This is a genomic window from Myroides odoratus (assembly GCF_001549985.1).
In the GTDB taxonomy this organism is placed as follows: Bacteria; Bacteroidota; Bacteroidia; order Flavobacteriales; family Flavobacteriaceae; genus Flavobacterium; species Flavobacterium odoratum_A.
The window spans coordinates 542,251-558,338 of record NZ_LROZ01000001.1; the positions used below are offsets into that span (position 1 = coordinate 542,251).

Genomic DNA, 16,088 nt, shown 5'->3' on the forward strand with positions numbered 1-16,088 from the left:
GTTTATTTTGTTGTTTCCTTTTTTCTTCTTTACACAAGGGGTGGTCCACGATTAAAATAAAAACAACTTACACGTTGTTCTACAAGTTGGCAAATGAATAAAACAGTTGTTTCGTATAGAACTAGGGGGACAATATCAATAGAAAGTCTTGGTACTTCAATGGCTGGATGAATCTTGAATAAGTATTGATCGCAATAGTGTACTTTACTACCGTCAATCCATTCTACTTCGTGATTTCGCTGTCCAAACTCATGTTCAATGATAACATAATGCAGTAAATTACTAATTAGAGGAATAAAAAATACAACAACTAAAAAAGCATATTTACTACCATTGATGTTAGCTTTCTTCATTAAAATGGTATTTGAATCATTAATTGAATAGATCTACCTAATTCTGGAATCCCCAGTGGTCGATAAAAACTCATGTGATTCAATATTTTTGCATCAAAAATATTGGTTGCGGTTAAACTTGCTTTGGCCGCTACACTCCCCAACTGAATCGTGGAAGAAAGTCCCAAACCATAGCTTTGTGAACTAGGGGTAACCTCTTCTCCTTGTGCGATTCGCTTTTGCTCTGCATACCATTTACCATTGACAAATACTTCTGGTTGCTGGAATACTTTCCAATCTTTCAACGTATAACTCAACTGCCCAAAGAAATTAGCAGGTGTTGAAAATGGCAATGGGTAATTCCCATTTTTACCGTTATCTACTTGTTTGTTGTAAATAAATTCAAACACTCCTTCCACTGTCAATCGATCCCAAAGACGCTGCTCTGCTTTCCACTCAAATCCTGTAATTAAGGCTTTTGATTGGGTATACTCGTAAATCTGTCCACTATCGGGTAGGATTGAAAATGTACCGCTTGGCTTTAAGAAAATATAATTGGTAAAATAGTAAGCATAAGGACTTATCGTTGTGCTAAATGTTTTCGTTTCATAGGTCGCTCTGAAATCAAAGGCAATTCCTTTTTCAGGATCTAAATCTGGGTTTCCTTTTTCATGGCGGAAAGCACCGTGATGTACTCCATTTGACGCTAGTTCAATTGCTGTCGGAAAACGGAAGTTTGTTCCTATCGTGGCCGCAATATTAAAATGTTCAGTCCAATCGAATTTAGCTCCAATCATCCCATTGAAACTACTAAAGTTACGGTCTTGTTTTTGACTGCGTTGAGCGTAATTTGTAGCGGTTTCTATGGATTGTCCTCGATCGATTAAATAATCATATAGAATTTCATCGTAAAAAGGTTTTACGTGTACACTCGCATAATCTGCGCGAATTCCAGCTTCCCAAGTTAAGCGATCATTGACAAAATACTCATACATTCCAAATGCACCCACTCCGAATTTATTGAACTTAGGCAATAAGAATCCATATCCTCCAATGGTATTGTTTTGGTAATTCTGTTGAATCCCCACTGTCAATTTATGTTCATTACTAAAGAGATGCTCATATTTTACCGCTGCATCAAATGTATTCAACACAAACTCTAACTCTAGGTTTGGATTATTTGCAGGAGGTGTTTGATTGGAAAAATGCGTGTGAAACAAGCTATTTTCTTGTCTTTTATTATTTTGAAAGGCCAATAGAACACTTAATTTTCGATTAGCATCGAATTCCCAAGTAGCAGTATTTGTTACCTTGAAGTGATTGACCGATTGATTGGGCAATTCTACATTTCTGTGATTTCCATCATCTTGAACTGCAGCAATATTTGGAATACCGTGTGCTCCAGGAAAGAAACCACTTTTATCGTATACATTACTAATACTCAAAATATTTTTAAACTGCGTACCTACATACCCGATTTGCCCATAGAGCGCTAAATTATTTCCGGCTGTATTTTTCATACGTCCGCCTTCAATAGGAATAATCGTATTGAGATAATCAATTTGTTTGATTGGTACGCGATAATCCGCGTAATCTTGTCCTGTTACTTTTAGTTTATAGAAGAATCGCTCTCCTCTTTGTTTGATTTGAACCGAAGCACCTACTGCATCATTGACTGATTTTCCATAAACTATTGCTTTCCCATCAAAGGAATGTACTTGGGGTACTTTTTCATTGTTAATCTTAATCACGCCACCAATCGCATCACTTCCATATTCAATCGCTCCTACTCCTTTGATTACTTCTACCTCTTCTGTACTAAACGCATCGATTTCCAAACCGTGATCGGCTCCCCATTGCTGTCCTTCTTGCTTAGCTCCATTCTCCGCCACGGCAACTCGGTTAAAGCCCAAACCGCGAATTACGGGTTTAGAAGCTCCAGCTCCAATATCCATCGAATTAACTCCAGCTACAGATTCTAGTGTTTTCGCTAAAGAACCTGCGAATTTCTCTACTAGTTGTTGATTGGATACTTTATCGACGTGCTGTACGCTGTGTTTCGCCTGACTAGAAACCACCACCTGATCCAACAGGGTTGAACTTTCTTTTAGATGTAAATCCAACTCTTGATTGGCTTCTACCTTTACAGTCATTGTTAACGTTTCATAACCAAGGTAAGAAACAACGAGTTGATAGGTTCCTTTTTCAATGGGTTTTGCTTGAAATCTCCCTTTTTCATCTGTCATAAAAGCTTGATTTTCAAAAGCAACTGTTGCGCCAATTAAGGCTTCTCCATGATAGTCCGACACTCTTCCTTTTAAGGTAAACGCTTGTGCAAGCATACTAAAAGAGCACAACAGAACTATCCATGTACATAGAATTCTCATTGTATCCTGTATGTTTTAATTAATAAAATAGCGGTCAGACAATAACATTGTCTAACAAAAAATCTAAATAATTAAACCAATACTGGAGGGGCGCGAAGGGAATAATAAACGTGAGATAAAGGGGTAAACAACAACGTTACCTCCTCTTGTACTTCTTGAATGGTTTGATAAGCAACTGCATGCCATTCTATTTGAACAGGCTCTAATCCTGAAGTGGGAATAAAATCACAAGCAAAACAATGCTCCATATGACTGTGGTCTTCAGTAAGCTGAACGCCTCCTTGATCACTTCGTCCTTCTGTGTAATGTGCATGTGTGTGATGCTCCTGTTCATAAGCAACTGCAATAGAAATATGTTGATAGCTATGTACCAATTGGAATACGGTGGTAAACAAAAAAGCTACCACTAACAATACTCTCGCTATCATTTTCTTTCTACTCATAAGTGACAAATATACTACAGAATATTTAGTTAACGCTTTTTTTATGTTTTTTTTAGTGCTTTTTAAACCTCGATGTTTCTATTCTTCTGAGTAAAATTGGCTATGTATTGCCTTGAACTTCCCTTCATCTATTGGGTTTTCTACAGTTTATTACATTAAATGCAACACTTCCTCTTTTTCAATCTTCTACAAACTGATGATTTACTAAGGATTATTTGATTTTACGCCAACACTAGCAAAAGACAGCATTTAAAGAGAGGGTAACAATTTTACCAAAAAATTAGACGTTCTCTATCAATAAGAATAGCATATTCTAACCCTGAAAGAGAAAATCACACCTTATTCTTCAAATAAATACCAAATTCCAAAACACAACGTAAGACACTCTTTTTAAGCAGAATGCATTTCAACCAATTAAATGTTGTATTTTTAACAATTAACTCATTTTTATAAAACAAAATTATCTTAACATTAAAATAATAAGCCAAAAAGCTTTTTTATCTTTGTGTTTGGTCTAAATTTCAACGTAATGAATAGTAAATTGCTTGGTAGCATCTTAATTATTGCAGGCTCTTGTATTGGAGGAGGAATGCTTGCTATGCCTATAACATCTGCAGGTGTTGGGTTTTGGGGAACCACCTTATTGCTATTTATTATTTGGTTTGCCATGTGTTATACTGCCCTACTTATGATTCGCATCTACGATTACAACGAGTCAACAGATGGATTTAACACCTTGACGAAAAAATACACCGGTTCTTTTATCAACAAGCTTGCAGGATTTAGCCTGATGTTTTTGATTTATGGACTTACAGCTGCTTATATGTCTGGGGGAGGAACCATTCTCAAAACAAATATTGATTTGTTGTTGGACACCGATTTTGATATACGCACCGCTATTTTGCTATTCTCCCTACTATTTGGAGGGATTGTTGTCATTGGAACTCATTGGGTGGATTGGTTAACCCGAGGCTTATTTATTGCCAAACTTATTTTCTTAGTTTTACTCGTTGCTTTGTTGTTTCCTTTTATTCAACAAGCTAATTTACTCCATGCTCCTTTATCTGTTGGTATTACCGTAACAGCACTTCCAGCTATTTTTACTTCCTTCGGATTTCATGGCAGCATCCCTAGTATCGTCAATTATCTTGATGGAAATAAAAAACAACTTCGCCGTGCCTTTATTTTGGGGAGTTTACTCCCTTTAATTATCTATCTGATTTGGCAGGTTGTCGTTATGGGAAGTATCGATCAAACTCGATTCATGCAAATTTTAAATGAAAACTCGGAATTAAGAGGGCTTATTTTGAGTATCCGAGAAATGACACATTCTGCCCATATTGAAACACTATTTAGCTTGTTTGCAGCTACCGCATTAGGAACTTCTTTCTTAGGGGTGAGTATTGGTCTTTTTGATTATTATAAAGATGTATTGAACCCCAAAACGAGAGGTTTTGCAACAATTAGTCTCGCGGGGTTATTAACCTTTGTTCCGCCTTTGCTATTTGCTTTATTTTACCCAGAAGGGTTCATTCTTGCTCTAGGTTATGCTGCAATTGCAGGGGTAATTTTAGCTTTGTTCATTCCTCAATATTTATATCTAAAGGCAATGAACTACCACAAGCACCCCATCCCTATTACACAAATTATTTTGATTACCCTCATTTTTATCCTTGCAGCGATTATTATTTATGCACAGATAAAAATTGCCTTACAGCACTAAATAAACATAAAACAAACACTTTACATCCATCATGAGAAATATAAACTATATCGTTTTCTTGCTGATTTTATTTAGCAGCCTGGGTGCCTTTGCACAAACGGAGCTAGATAAACCAAAAGATACGCTTGAAAATAAAAAGTTTTTTGAGCGGATCATTCACTATTTTGAAGAAGCAAAAAAAGATAAATCCCAAAATAAATTTGACATCTCCTTTATTGGGGGGCCAAGTTATTCTGTAGATACTAAATTAGGTATTGGGCTTGTCGCTTCTGGTTTATATCGTCTAGATCAAGAAAACATGGAGCTATCTCCTTCTAACGTTTCTATTTATTCCAATATCACCACCAGTGGTTTCTTTGCCATTGGAATTGAAAATAGCACTATTTTCCCAGAGGACAAATTCCGTATCAATTCGGATATGTCCTTTACCTATATGCCTAGTAAATACTATGGCGTTGGTTATGATGCAGGAGCTTCAGGAGAATATTCAAAATACAAAGAATATCGTTTATCCCTCAAAGCGGATTTCTTAGCAGAAGTAATAAACAACGGTTATGTAGGTTTCACCTTTGCTGCACAGAATGTGAAAGGAAGTGATTTTGAAAAAGTGGAATTTGAACCACAGGAAAATTTGACGACTACACTTGTTGGGGGTGGTTTTATCCTATCCTATGACACCCGAGATTTTATTCCAAATCCGAGCAAAGGGATTTTCCTACAATACCAACAAACGTTTTATTCCCGTACCTTAGGAAGTAATATTCACTTCAGTCGAATTGAAACAAGTGCTCGTTATTTTCAACAGTTAGCACCAAAGACTATTTTGGCATTTGATGCAAATGGAATATTCAACAATGGGGATATTCCTTGGAATATGATGGCTCAACTAGGTGGAGCTAGACAAATGCGCGGTTATCTTTCTGGGCAATACCGCGATCGAAAGGAGCTAAATACACAAGTAGAATTACGTCAGAAGATATACAACCGCCACGGATTAGTTGTTTGGGGTGGAGTTGGTACTATTTTTGACAAATTTAAAGACGTCAACTGGGCGGAGGCTTTGCCTACCTATGGCATCGGTTATCGTTGGGAATTTAAAAATCGAGTAAACATTCGCTTCGATTATGGAATTGCCAAAGGACAAAGTGGCTTCTACTTTAATATAAACGAAGCGTTCTAAGATACTATTTATGCGTGAACAAATACAAAAAAGAAGTCTATTAGGTAGACTGAGTACAAATGCGGTGGCCCTATTCTATATTTACTTATTTGTCAATATGGTGCCCTCTCTATATTTTGCTTTATTCCAACCACTCAATTTCTTGGGAAAAGCAACCGTATTCTTCTTTCCTTTGAGTTTATATCTTCTTGTTTTTTCTTTGTTTAAAAATATGGGGCGCACACAGATTCTCTTGTTTCCTGTATTATTTATTCACGCCTTTCAAATTGTTTTATTCTATTTATTTGGAGAAGATGTAATTGCAGTTGATATGTACCTCAATGTCGCTACAACCAACACCTCTGAAATTACGGAACTATTGGGAAGTCTACTTCCCTCGATTGCTTTTGTTTGTGTGTTGTATATTCCTACTATTATTTGGGCTATCCTCCAATGGAAGAGAAAAACATACTTACCTAAATACTTTCGAACCAAAGCGTTGATCGCTGGTATAGCGATTTTAATTGGTTCACTCCTTTTGTCCTTAGGGGCCAAAAACACCAATCGCAATACTTTTGATTTTACGATAGATGTATATCCCATCAATGCATATTACAATTTAAATTTTGCCATCAACAAGTGGAAAAAAGTTCAGGCTTATCCTGAAACATCTAAGGGTTTTAGCTTCAACAGCACCTCAACTTCAACTAAGGATCAGCGCCAAATTTTTGTCTTAATTGTAGGAGAGACTAGTCGAGCACATAATTGGCAGGTTTATGGTTATGACCGCCCAACAACCCCTCATTTATCAAAACAACAGAACACCGTATTTTATCAAGATGCCTTGACTCAATCCAATACAACACACAAAAGTGTATCCATGATTTTATCGGATGTCAATGCAACCAATTACCAAGAGATTTACCAAAGAAAGGGTATTGCACAAGCCTTTAAAGAAGCTGGTTTTACCACAATTTGTCTATCCAATCAATCGGAGAACAATTCTTTTATTGAATATTTCACCAAAGAAGCAGATATCTATCAAACGATTCGCACGACAGATCCTAAAACAAGATTAACCGTGAATCGTCCAGATGAAGATTTGATTCCGATTATGATGAATTTAATTGAAAAAACCACGGGTAATTTATTTATTATTTTACATAGCTATGGTTCGCACTTTAATTACAAAGAGCGTTATCCTTTAGCGTATCAAAAATTTACCCCTGATAACTTAACAGCCGTAAGTCGCAGACAAAAAGAACAGCTAGTCAATACCTATGACAACAGTATTTTGTACACGGATTATTTTCTTTCCTCTACCTTACAGGCTTTAGAGCAGATTAATATCCCAAGTTTGGTTTTATACACCTCCGACCATGGAGAAGATTTATTTGATGATGATCGCGGTTTATTCTTACATTCCTCTCCGACACCGTCCTATTACCAATTGCATATTCCCTTTTTCTTGTGGTTTTCGGACTCCTTTATTGATGCGCATCCAGAGCAATATCAACTCGCCCAACAACGCAAAAAAGACCCCATCAGTACACATGTTATTTTTCACACCTTACTTGATGCGGCTGATATACAAACCCCTTACCTAAAACGAGAATTTTCTCTTGTTCATCCACAGTTTAAGGCAATACCTCGACAGTATCTAAATGATCATGACTTGGCAGTTCCTTATCAACAGATGAATTTAAAAGCGGAAGATTTTGAACAAATAAAAAAATTGAATTTAAAAAAATAAAAATATGAAGACTTATTTACGATTGATTCCTATACTAATTGGCCTTTTGTTATCCACGAGTCTTTGGGCACAAAAAGAGCGTTTCGAATTACTTCCTTTTGGAAATATGAACCACTGGCAAGTACGAGAGATTAAGGAATCATTATTGATTGGCGGAAACATGCGTTACCTCTATTCGATTAATGACACCAAAGATACACTCAAAGACAATACGCCCTATAAGAACACGCGTTCTCCTTGGGCTACTTCGTCTGTACTAGCTGTTGTAAGTGGTATTACCAAAGGTAGTGTTACAGTATTTCCAGAAAAAAGAGGCAGTGGCTATGCGGCTCGTTTAGAGACGAAAATCGAACGTGTTAGAGTACTAGGTGTTATCAACATTAATGTTTTGGCTAGTGGAACAATATTTCTAGGAGAGATGTTAGAACCCATTACTGATACAAAGAACCCACAAAGCAAGCTCATCACGGGAATTCCCTTTACCAAAAAACCTAAGGCTTTACAATTTGATTATAAAGTTACTACAGGTGGGACTTCTAGTCGAGTAAACGGCATGGGTAAAGGCACTGTTTTGAATCAAAAAGACAAGGCGGAGATTCGCATATTATTGCAAAACAGATGGGAAGACAAGGACGGTAATGTCCATGCAAAACGCGTGGGAACAGCATGGCTCAACCTAACAACAACAGAAAAAGAATGGAAAAACAATTTCCAACTTCAAATCAACTATGGTGACATCCGAAATCAAGGCATCTACAAAAAAGAAATGGCCCTTCGCACAGGTGAATTTACAGATTACACTCGCAATAGTAAGGGAAAAATGACACCTATCTTAGAGGAGGGCTGGGGAAATGCTGATGATCCCGTTACCCATCTTATTGTTCAATTCTCTTCGAGTAATGGAGGGGCTTATATCGGTAACGAAAATAGCAGATTGTGGATTGATAATGTGGGCTTAATTTATCAGTAAAAGGAATGAGTAGTGCACCATAGGATTGCACTATTTCTAATTTTATCAGCCTTTTCAATTCCCCCTCATACTCCCCATTTATAGTGAAATTTAAGCCTTCTTTGCAACACTTTAGAGAAAGAATTTTACATTCGTCCTCATAAAACATAAATAAAAAAAACATGGAATTGAATTTTACTACGTTAAAAGAGAACTTTATCAATATTTTAAAAAATCACTATACAGATTTTAATGGACGTGTTAGACGTAGAGAATATTGGTCATTTACATTGGTTAGTGTGATTATTTCAATTGTTTTAGGAATTGTTGATTCAATCTTAGGAAAGATTGGAATAGGCTTTACAGGTTATATTTACAGTTTAGCAGTTTTACTACCTTCATTAGGACTTTTAGCGCGTCGTTTACACGATACTGGAAAAAGTGGATGGTGGATGTTATTAGGGTTAACAGGAATCGGTGCTTTCGTCGTACTTTACTTTGCTTGTTTAGATGGTACAGTTGGTGATAATGAATTTGGTAGTGATCCAAAAACTGGAGAAAGATAAAATTCAGAAGAAGATAACGCATAAACGATCTTCTCTTTATTTACAATTGTAATGAAAAATAAAACTAGGACTATCTGCTATCAGGTAGTCCTAGTTTATTTTTAACTAGGAGGGACGTTCACTTTTTCGTTCATCAGAAACAAAAAAAGGACATTCCGAAGAATATCCTTTTAGGTACTAAAATGATCTAATATTATTATTTTCTAATACTGTCATGGCTATGTGTTTCAACACCATCATTCCACAGGGTCAGGATATCTGTTGCAACAGCAGCGCCACTTCCAGCTGCAATAGCAAGTTGACTGCGGTGTCCCGCTAACGTACCTGCTACATAAATCCCCTCGGCTACAAGGTGATCTATATTTTTCAATTGAATTCTATTCTTCGTGGGAATAGATTTTTTGTGGGGTTCCACATAGTCCATCAATCCCTCAATGGCAAACGTATTACTTGAATTAACAGCTATGACCACCATACGCGCTACATATTCGGTTTTATTCGTTTCTACAACAAATAACTGTGCTGAATTTTTCTGTACACTGCTTACCTTCTCTCCCTCTATTTGAGTCACGTGAGCATAGATTTTCAAATTTTCTTTGGCTTGCGTAAGTAAATCACTTCCTAAAGTGCCCGGTTGAATACCGAATGCATTATTAAAAACGGCATCTTGTAACATACTTGCCTTTTGGTGCATCACGATACCAATTGTCTTTCCTTCCATAAAAGCTTTTTTGGCAGCGCTACCTAACACTTGGGCACAAGAAACACCAGAGACACCTCCTCCAATAATTAAAACATCATAAACCAACATCTTTTGATTTATTTTGTTTTATCGTCAATTAACTTTGAAGTTCTGTAAATCAACAGAATACAAACTGCGCATAAAAGTGCTACAATACCAATTATAGCAATCAAACTGTCCCCTTGAAATAAGTTATTAAAATCAAGCATTGTGATATTTAATACAATTAAGGCAACAACAAATGCAATAATAATGTAACTGAATATTTTCATTATTTCTAAAAAGATTTTAATTCTATTGTCCGAAAGTACAAAATAAAAATCACGTAGAAGCCTCTTTAACATTCCTACTATATAATTTAACAACGCTATCGTTTGAATATTTACCTCTTTTTCTCCTTCACAAAACGCACAAAAAGAGAACTTTCCATTTTATTCCCTCCCATTTAGAGAAGTTTCTCCTCCTTCTTATTCCTGATTTTTAGATCCTGTTATTTTGTAACTAATTCTTTTTCCAGAAGATTTAACCTCTTCATTATTTCATCTTACCTAAAAATTAACGTCTACAAAAAAGGGGTTTTTAACATAAACCAAAGCGATTTCTTCCCTTTATTATCCAACAAAGGCTCCCTTTTCAGGGAGCCTTTGGCTATTAATTTGTCTTTCTTAATTCAACTCTTCTATTCTTGGCTCTGTTAGCTTCTGAATCATTTGCTACTAGCGGGCGCTCAGCGCCAAAACCTTCTGCTGTTAAGCGTGTAGCAGCAATCTTTTGTTCGATTAAAGCTGCTTTTACGGCTTGTGCACGAGCAGTTGATAATTTCTTGTTGTGTGCTGCATCTCCTACATTATCAGTATGCCCTTCAATTGTAATCGTCAATTGACCATTTTTTTGTAGTGCTGCTGTAATCTCATTTACGACTTCTTTTCCCTCTGGAGTAATTGTCGATTGATCGTGATCAAAGTTGATATACAAAATCGACTTTCCAGTATCCGCTAATGATTTAGCAATTTCATCTGCCGTAATCTTTGTCATGGTTTGTTCAAATGCTTTGGTTTGCAGTACATTCAATTTAGCTGCTGCATTGTTTGCTGTATATTGAATATAGATATCTCCCTGTTCTTTATGACGAATGATATAAAACTTAATTGGCTCTCCTGCATATCCAATATCTCCTTCATCTCCTTTATGTGGATCTAACTGATTGTAGCGGTCATATTCTTCTTGTGTAATACTGCCGTCAAAGATTTCTACTGCTCCAATTGATTTCAAATAATCCTCCATGCTGCGTCTAAAAAAGCGCTCGGAAAATTGCTCGCCATTTACAGCTGTTAAGTTAGCTTTATATAATCGTCCTTCTACTTCAGTCATCACCCCATTTACAGGGAAAAGGCAAACGTCAAACTCCCTCAACAAAGGTTTATTTAATTCTTTTATCCCTTTTGGTAAAGCTAAGTAAGGAAAATCACCAATATCTGCTGTCGTATATGGAATCTTGGTTAAATCAAGAGTGGTCTCTACCGCTGGTGCTGATTCCGCAGCTGTTGTTGTAGCCTCCTCCTGTTGTTCTACCCCAGGTACTTGCTCTTCTTTTGGCGTTTGTTTACACGAGATAAAAGCTACTCCTGCAACAAACAATAATGCTATTTTTTTCATGTTTTTATTGTCTTTAGTTTATCCATTAAAAGTCGATTTAAATTTTGAAACATGCAATATATTCTTGTTTAAGAAATCATTTTTTTATTTCAACCCCTCATCTTCTTGCGAAATTTAGCAGTATAACGGTTTTGATTTCGCACTTTTTCTTTCTATCGGGTTTTGATTCCTTACACAATCAGCCTAAATAGAGGCTCAAAATCAAGCAATTAATTTAGTATCATTATAAAATAGGGGTTGAATTAGCTGAATCGGTCAACATCCATGAAAGATTCGTAATTTTGTAGCCTCAAAAAATAAATAAAACATGTTTCAAATTGGCTCAGCCTTAGTATCGGAAGATATTTTAGAAAAAGAATTTGTGTGCAACCTAACGGCTTGTAAAGGTCAGTGTTGTATTGATGGAGATGCGGGAGCCCCCGTAGAGAAGGAAGAAACTGCTATTTTAGATGAAATATTTGAAACGGTAAAACCTTATTTACGTCCTGAAGGTATTGCGGCGATTGAACAACAAGGAACCTATATCCTAGGGGAAGATGGGGAATATGAAACCCCATTAATTCACGGTGGAGAATGTGCCTATGTTATTTATGACAATGGCATGGCTTTATGTGGGATTGAAAAAGCCTATTTAGAAAAGAAAATCGATTGGAAAAAACCGATTTCTTGTCACCTATACCCTATTCGAATCAAGGAATATTCTTCTTTTTCTGCAGTAAATTACCACAAATGGCATATTTGTAGTGATGCTTGTGCGCTAGGAAAAGAACTAGAAGTTCCAGTATACAAATTTTTAAAAGATCCTTTGACGCGCAAATATGGTTCTGAGTGGTACGAAGAACTAGAATTAGTAGCCAAAGAATACTATAAGAAATAGACTTACTTCACGTATAGGGTCTGTTGTCCGTAGTCGAGAATTGCTTGACCCAATGCGAACACATCAGACCCTATAATTCCGTGTACATTTTTGGTTTTATACTCTGTGAGTGCGGTATTCACATGACTCAAATCCAACAAGACAAAATTGAAGTTATCTTTTTTCCATCGTCCCATTTGAATTTCGTTATGGTAGCTCACTTGAGTCAGCATCCCATTTGCTCCAGCACCAGATGCTTTTGTTTCTGACTCCGAAGTAGTTAAATTAAAATGGTCGATACTTTGAAAATCGATACAACTATTAGAAGCACCCGTATCTAAGATAAAATCTCCCCATACTCCATTTACTTTTACACGTACAAAAAGGTGGTTTGTTCTCGCTATTTTGAAGCGAATTTGTTTATAGCGTTCTTTTTTTAACCAATCTTTATAGTTTTCCATCAATTAAGTTTAGTTTTAATACTTTTTATAAGGTACTTTTGTAGTTTGAAAGATACTACTTTGTAGAATATTACCAAAGCATGATTTTTACCGATACTCATACACATCTTTATTCAGATGCATTTGCGGAAGATCGCAAAGAAACAATAAATCGCGCAATATCAAATGGAGTTACGCGTTTTTTTATACCTGCTATCGATTCAAGCTACGCACAGGCGATGTTTGATTTGGAAGCGGCGTTTCCTGATTGCATCTTCTTGATGATGGGCTTACACCCTACGGATGTAAAACCAGAGACGTATAAGCAAGAGCTTGCCTTTGTAGAACAGGAGTTAGCTCGTCGGAAATACTATGCTGTAGGGGAAATTGGCGTGGATTTATATTGGGATAAGACTACGTTATCCATCCAGCAAGAGGCCTTTCAGCGGCAGATTCAGCTTGCGAAAAAGCATCAATTGCCAATTAATATTCACTGTAGAGATGCTTTTGATGAAGTTTTTGAAGTCTTAGAACTCGAAAAAGACAACGAACTTCGGGGTATTTTTCACTGCTTTACGGGAACCGAAGAGCAAGCCCAACAAGCCCTGAGTTACAACCTGAAACTGGGAATTGGCGGTGTAGCAACTTTTAAGAACGGAAAAATTGATCAATTTTTAAACAAAATACCGTTAGAGCATATCGTATTAGAAACTGATTCTCCGTATCTTGCACCAGTGCCTTTTCGGGGCAAAAGAAATGAAAGTGCTTATATTCTCAACATAGCAGAAAGGCTATCAGAGCTATACGAACTTCCATTAGAAACAATTGCAAACCAAACGACTGCAAATTCAAAAGCAGTTTTTGGCATCTAATTGTACAACATAGAAACATAACATTTAAGTTTACATAAATATTTAAAACACTAATGTCTAAGTTTGATTCAATACGCCATTACCATGATCACGAGGTTAATGAGGTTCTACAAAGAATCTCTAAACACCCTATGGTCAAAGCGTTAATGGGTTTTACTTTTCCAAATAAAACCGAACAGGAATGGATGGAAGATTTGAGCAAAGTAACCTCAATACAGCAATTTCAAGAGGAATTTGCCTATTATTCTATTCTGCGCATCTTAGAAAAAAGTTCGAATGGACTTTCAACTTCTGGTTTTGAGAAGTTAGAAAAAGATACGGCTTATTTATATATCTCCAATCACCGTGATATCATCATGGATACGTCTTTATTGAATGTAACCTTAAAGGATCACGGCTTAACCATGACTGCTTCTGCTGTTGGAGACAACTTGGTACAGAAGTCTTTTTTATTGGCTTTAGCCAAAGTAAACCGCAACTTTTTAGTTCGCCGTAAACTAACACCAAGAGAATTATTAGAAAGTTCTCGTTTGATGTCCGAATACATTCACAGTCTTATTGTGGAGGAAAATCGTTCGGTGTGGATTGCACAACGCGAAGGAAGAACGAAAGATGGCAATGATGCTACCCATACAGGCGTTTTAAAAATGCTCGGTATGGATGCAGGTGACGAAAACTTGATGGATTATTTCAAGCAGTTGAAAATCGTTCCTGTTTCTATTTCTTATGAGTATGATCCTACAGATGCTTTGAAGATGCCTCAATTATTAGCTATTGCAAATAATGAAGCATACATCAAGGAAAAAAATGAGGATTTTGTCAATTTATACAGTGGAATTATCGGTCAAAAGAAAGGGATTCACATTCACGTTGGCGATGTGATTGATACGGAATTAGACCAAATCAAGGCCATTGCAGATAAACCTAATAAACAATTACAGGCCTTGGCTCAAGTGATTGATCATTCGATTATCACCAATTACCACCTATGGCCGACGAATTATATTGCCTACGATATTCTAAATAATACCAACAAATTTGCGGATCGCTATAGTGAAAAGGAAAAACAGTTGTTTGAACGTCGTTTAGAGCTACGCGTAAACAAACAGGAGCAAAAAGTGGTAGACAACTTCTTAGCGATGTATGCAAATCCTGTTGTGAATAAATTAAAATTACAAGATGAACAATAAGCCTACTATCTTACTCATCTATACGGGCGGGACAATCGGTATGGTTAAAGACTTTAAAACGGGTGCTCTGCGCGCGTTTAACTTTAATCAATTGGTTGAACGCATTCCCGAATTGCATTTGTTGGATTGTGCTATAGAAACCTATTCATTCGATGTACCGATTGACTCTTCGGATATGCAACCGGATTTATGGGTACAAATGGCGAGCATTGTTGAAGATAATTACGACCGTTTTGATGGATTTGTCATTTTACATGGGTCAGATACGATGTCGTATTCCGCTTCGGCTTTGAGTTTTATGCTGGAGAATGTTCACAAACCTGTCATTTTAACGGGTTCTCAATTGCCTATTGGAGATTTGCGCACAGATGCAAAGGAAAATCTAATTACGGCTATTCAAATTGCAGCTTTACAAGAAAACAATACCCCTGTTATTCAGGAAGTTTGTTTGTATTTTGAATATAAATTATACCGCGGAAACCGCACCTCCAAAGTAAGTGCGGAGTTATTTAATGCCTTTACCTCACCCAATGTTCCACATTTGGCAGAATCAGGGGTGAATTTACGCATCAACCATTCGTTATTGTTACAAAAACCGCTATCTTTGCCGCTGACTGTACACAAAAAGATGTCGCGCAATGTGATGATCTTGCGTTTGTTTCCAGGTATTCAACAACAAGTTTTGGAAGCTATTTTAGCTATTCCTAATTTAGAGGGGATTATCCTAGAGACCTATGGTTCGGGGAATGCGCCTACAGAACCTTGGTTCTTAGAAACCTTGCGTTGTGCTACCCAAAAGGGACTAAAGGTGATCAATGTAACCCAATGTTCTAGTGGTAGTGTCATGATGGGGAAATATGAAACGAGTACAGAATTGAAAGAAATTGGTGTTATTTCTGGAAAAGATATTACAACAGAAGCAGCCATTACCAAATTGATGTTCTTATTGGCTCAACCCAATATTAAAGATTTTAAATTCGCTTTCGAAACGCCGATTTGTGGCGAAATGGAAGTATAAAT

At 36.6% G+C, this 16,088-nt stretch carries 16 protein-coding genes; 9 read left to right on the forward strand and 7 right to left on the reverse strand.

Translation table 11 applies throughout. From position 1 onward, the window contains the following. Nucleotides 1-29: 29 nt before the first annotated feature. From AWV75_RS02460 to AWV75_RS02470, 3 genes are all read right to left on the reverse strand, one after another. Nucleotides 30-353, reverse strand: a complete 324-nt coding sequence (locus AWV75_RS02460; protein WP_060872847.1) for a hypothetical protein — start codon at nt 351-353, stop codon at nt 30-32. Next, nucleotides 353-2,719 carry a TonB-dependent receptor gene (locus AWV75_RS02465; RefSeq protein ID WP_060872848.1) on the reverse strand — a complete coding sequence of 789 codons (2,367 nt, stop codon included), beginning with the start codon at nt 2,717-2,719 and terminating at the stop codon, nt 353-355. Before AWV75_RS02465 ends, AWV75_RS02460 begins: the two co-directional genes overlap by 1 nt. 71 nt (nt 2,720-2,790) lie before the next feature. Further along, nucleotides 2,791-3,162, reverse strand: coding sequence for a DUF2946 family protein (locus AWV75_RS02470; protein WP_231737947.1), 372 nt, complete (start codon nt 3,160-3,162; stop codon nt 2,791-2,793). Nucleotides 3,163-3,691: 529 nt separating this feature from the next. Between AWV75_RS02470 and AWV75_RS02475 the strand changes: the two genes are divergently transcribed. From AWV75_RS02475 to AWV75_RS02495, 5 genes are all read left to right on the forward strand, one after another. Next, nucleotides 3,692-4,885: an aromatic amino acid transporter gene (locus AWV75_RS02475; RefSeq protein WP_060872850.1), complete on the forward strand. Its 1,194-nt coding sequence runs from the start codon at nt 3,692-3,694 to the stop codon at nt 4,883-4,885. Nucleotides 4,886-4,916: 31 nt separating this feature from the next. After that, the gene (locus AWV75_RS02480; protein WP_060872851.1) at nt 4,917-6,065 is read left to right on the forward strand and encodes a BamA/TamA family outer membrane protein; all 1,149 of its coding nucleotides are present in this window, start codon (nt 4,917-4,919) and stop codon (nt 6,063-6,065) included. 10 nt (nt 6,066-6,075) lie between these two features. Then, entirely contained in the window at nt 6,076-7,797 is a 1,722-nt protein-coding gene (locus AWV75_RS02485) for a phosphoethanolamine transferase (RefSeq protein ID WP_060872852.1), read from the forward strand. A 4-nt stretch (nt 7,798-7,801) separates the two neighbouring features. Further along, the gene (locus AWV75_RS02490) at nt 7,802-8,767 is read left to right on the forward strand and encodes a PCMD domain-containing protein (RefSeq protein WP_060872853.1); all 966 of its coding nucleotides are present in this window, start codon (nt 7,802-7,804) and stop codon (nt 8,765-8,767) included. Between the two features lie 161 nt (nt 8,768-8,928). Beyond that, nucleotides 8,929-9,312 carry a DUF805 domain-containing protein gene (locus AWV75_RS02495; RefSeq protein WP_060872854.1) on the forward strand — a complete coding sequence of 128 codons (384 nt, stop codon included), beginning with the start codon at nt 8,929-8,931 and terminating at the stop codon, nt 9,310-9,312. A 196-nt stretch (nt 9,313-9,508) separates the two neighbouring features. Here the strand turns inward: AWV75_RS02495 and AWV75_RS02500 are convergent, their stop codons facing one another. The 3 genes from AWV75_RS02500 to AWV75_RS02510 form a co-directional block, all read right to left on the reverse strand. Next, complete coding sequence (locus tag AWV75_RS02500) at nt 9,509-10,123, reverse strand: FAD-dependent oxidoreductase (protein WP_060872855.1); 615 nt, start codon at nt 10,121-10,123, stop codon at nt 9,509-9,511. A gap of 8 nt (nt 10,124-10,131) precedes the next feature. Next, nucleotides 10,132-10,326: a hypothetical protein gene (locus AWV75_RS19070; protein ID WP_060872996.1), complete on the reverse strand. Its 195-nt coding sequence runs from the start codon at nt 10,324-10,326 to the stop codon at nt 10,132-10,134. A gap of 379 nt (nt 10,327-10,705) precedes the next feature. Beyond that, on the reverse strand, nt 10,706-11,710 hold the full coding sequence (locus AWV75_RS02510) for an OmpA family protein (RefSeq protein ID WP_060872856.1): 1,005 nt from the start codon (nt 11,708-11,710) through the stop codon (nt 10,706-10,708). Between the two features lie 307 nt (nt 11,711-12,017). On the opposite strand from AWV75_RS02510, the gene AWV75_RS02515 reads away from it, so the two are divergent. After that, on the forward strand, nt 12,018-12,587 hold the full coding sequence (locus AWV75_RS02515) for a DUF3109 family protein (protein WP_060872857.1): 570 nt from the start codon (nt 12,018-12,020) through the stop codon (nt 12,585-12,587). Between the two features lie 2 nt (nt 12,588-12,589). Here AWV75_RS02515 and AWV75_RS02520 read toward each other — a convergent pair whose 3' ends face one another. Then, the gene (locus AWV75_RS02520; protein WP_060872858.1) at nt 12,590-13,027 is read right to left on the reverse strand and encodes a retropepsin-like aspartic protease; all 438 of its coding nucleotides are present in this window, start codon (nt 13,025-13,027) and stop codon (nt 12,590-12,592) included. A gap of 80 nt (nt 13,028-13,107) precedes the next feature. On the opposite strand from AWV75_RS02520, the gene AWV75_RS02525 reads away from it, so the two are divergent. Genes AWV75_RS02525 through AWV75_RS02535 form a run of 3 tightly spaced genes read left to right on the forward strand, consistent with a single transcriptional unit; the run spans nt 13,108 to nt 16,086 of the window. Further along, entirely contained in the window at nt 13,108-13,878 is a 771-nt protein-coding gene (locus AWV75_RS02525) for a TatD family hydrolase (protein WP_060872859.1), read from the forward strand. 53 nt (nt 13,879-13,931) lie between these two features. Further along, nucleotides 13,932-15,068, forward strand: a complete 1,137-nt coding sequence (locus AWV75_RS02530) for a 1-acyl-sn-glycerol-3-phosphate acyltransferase (RefSeq protein WP_060872860.1) — start codon at nt 13,932-13,934, stop codon at nt 15,066-15,068. Beyond that, nucleotides 15,058-16,086 carry an asparaginase gene (locus AWV75_RS02535; protein WP_060872861.1) on the forward strand — a complete coding sequence of 343 codons (1,029 nt, stop codon included), beginning with the start codon at nt 15,058-15,060 and terminating at the stop codon, nt 16,084-16,086. Before AWV75_RS02530 ends, AWV75_RS02535 begins: the two co-directional genes overlap by 11 nt. Nucleotides 16,087-16,088: the final 2 nt, after the last annotated feature.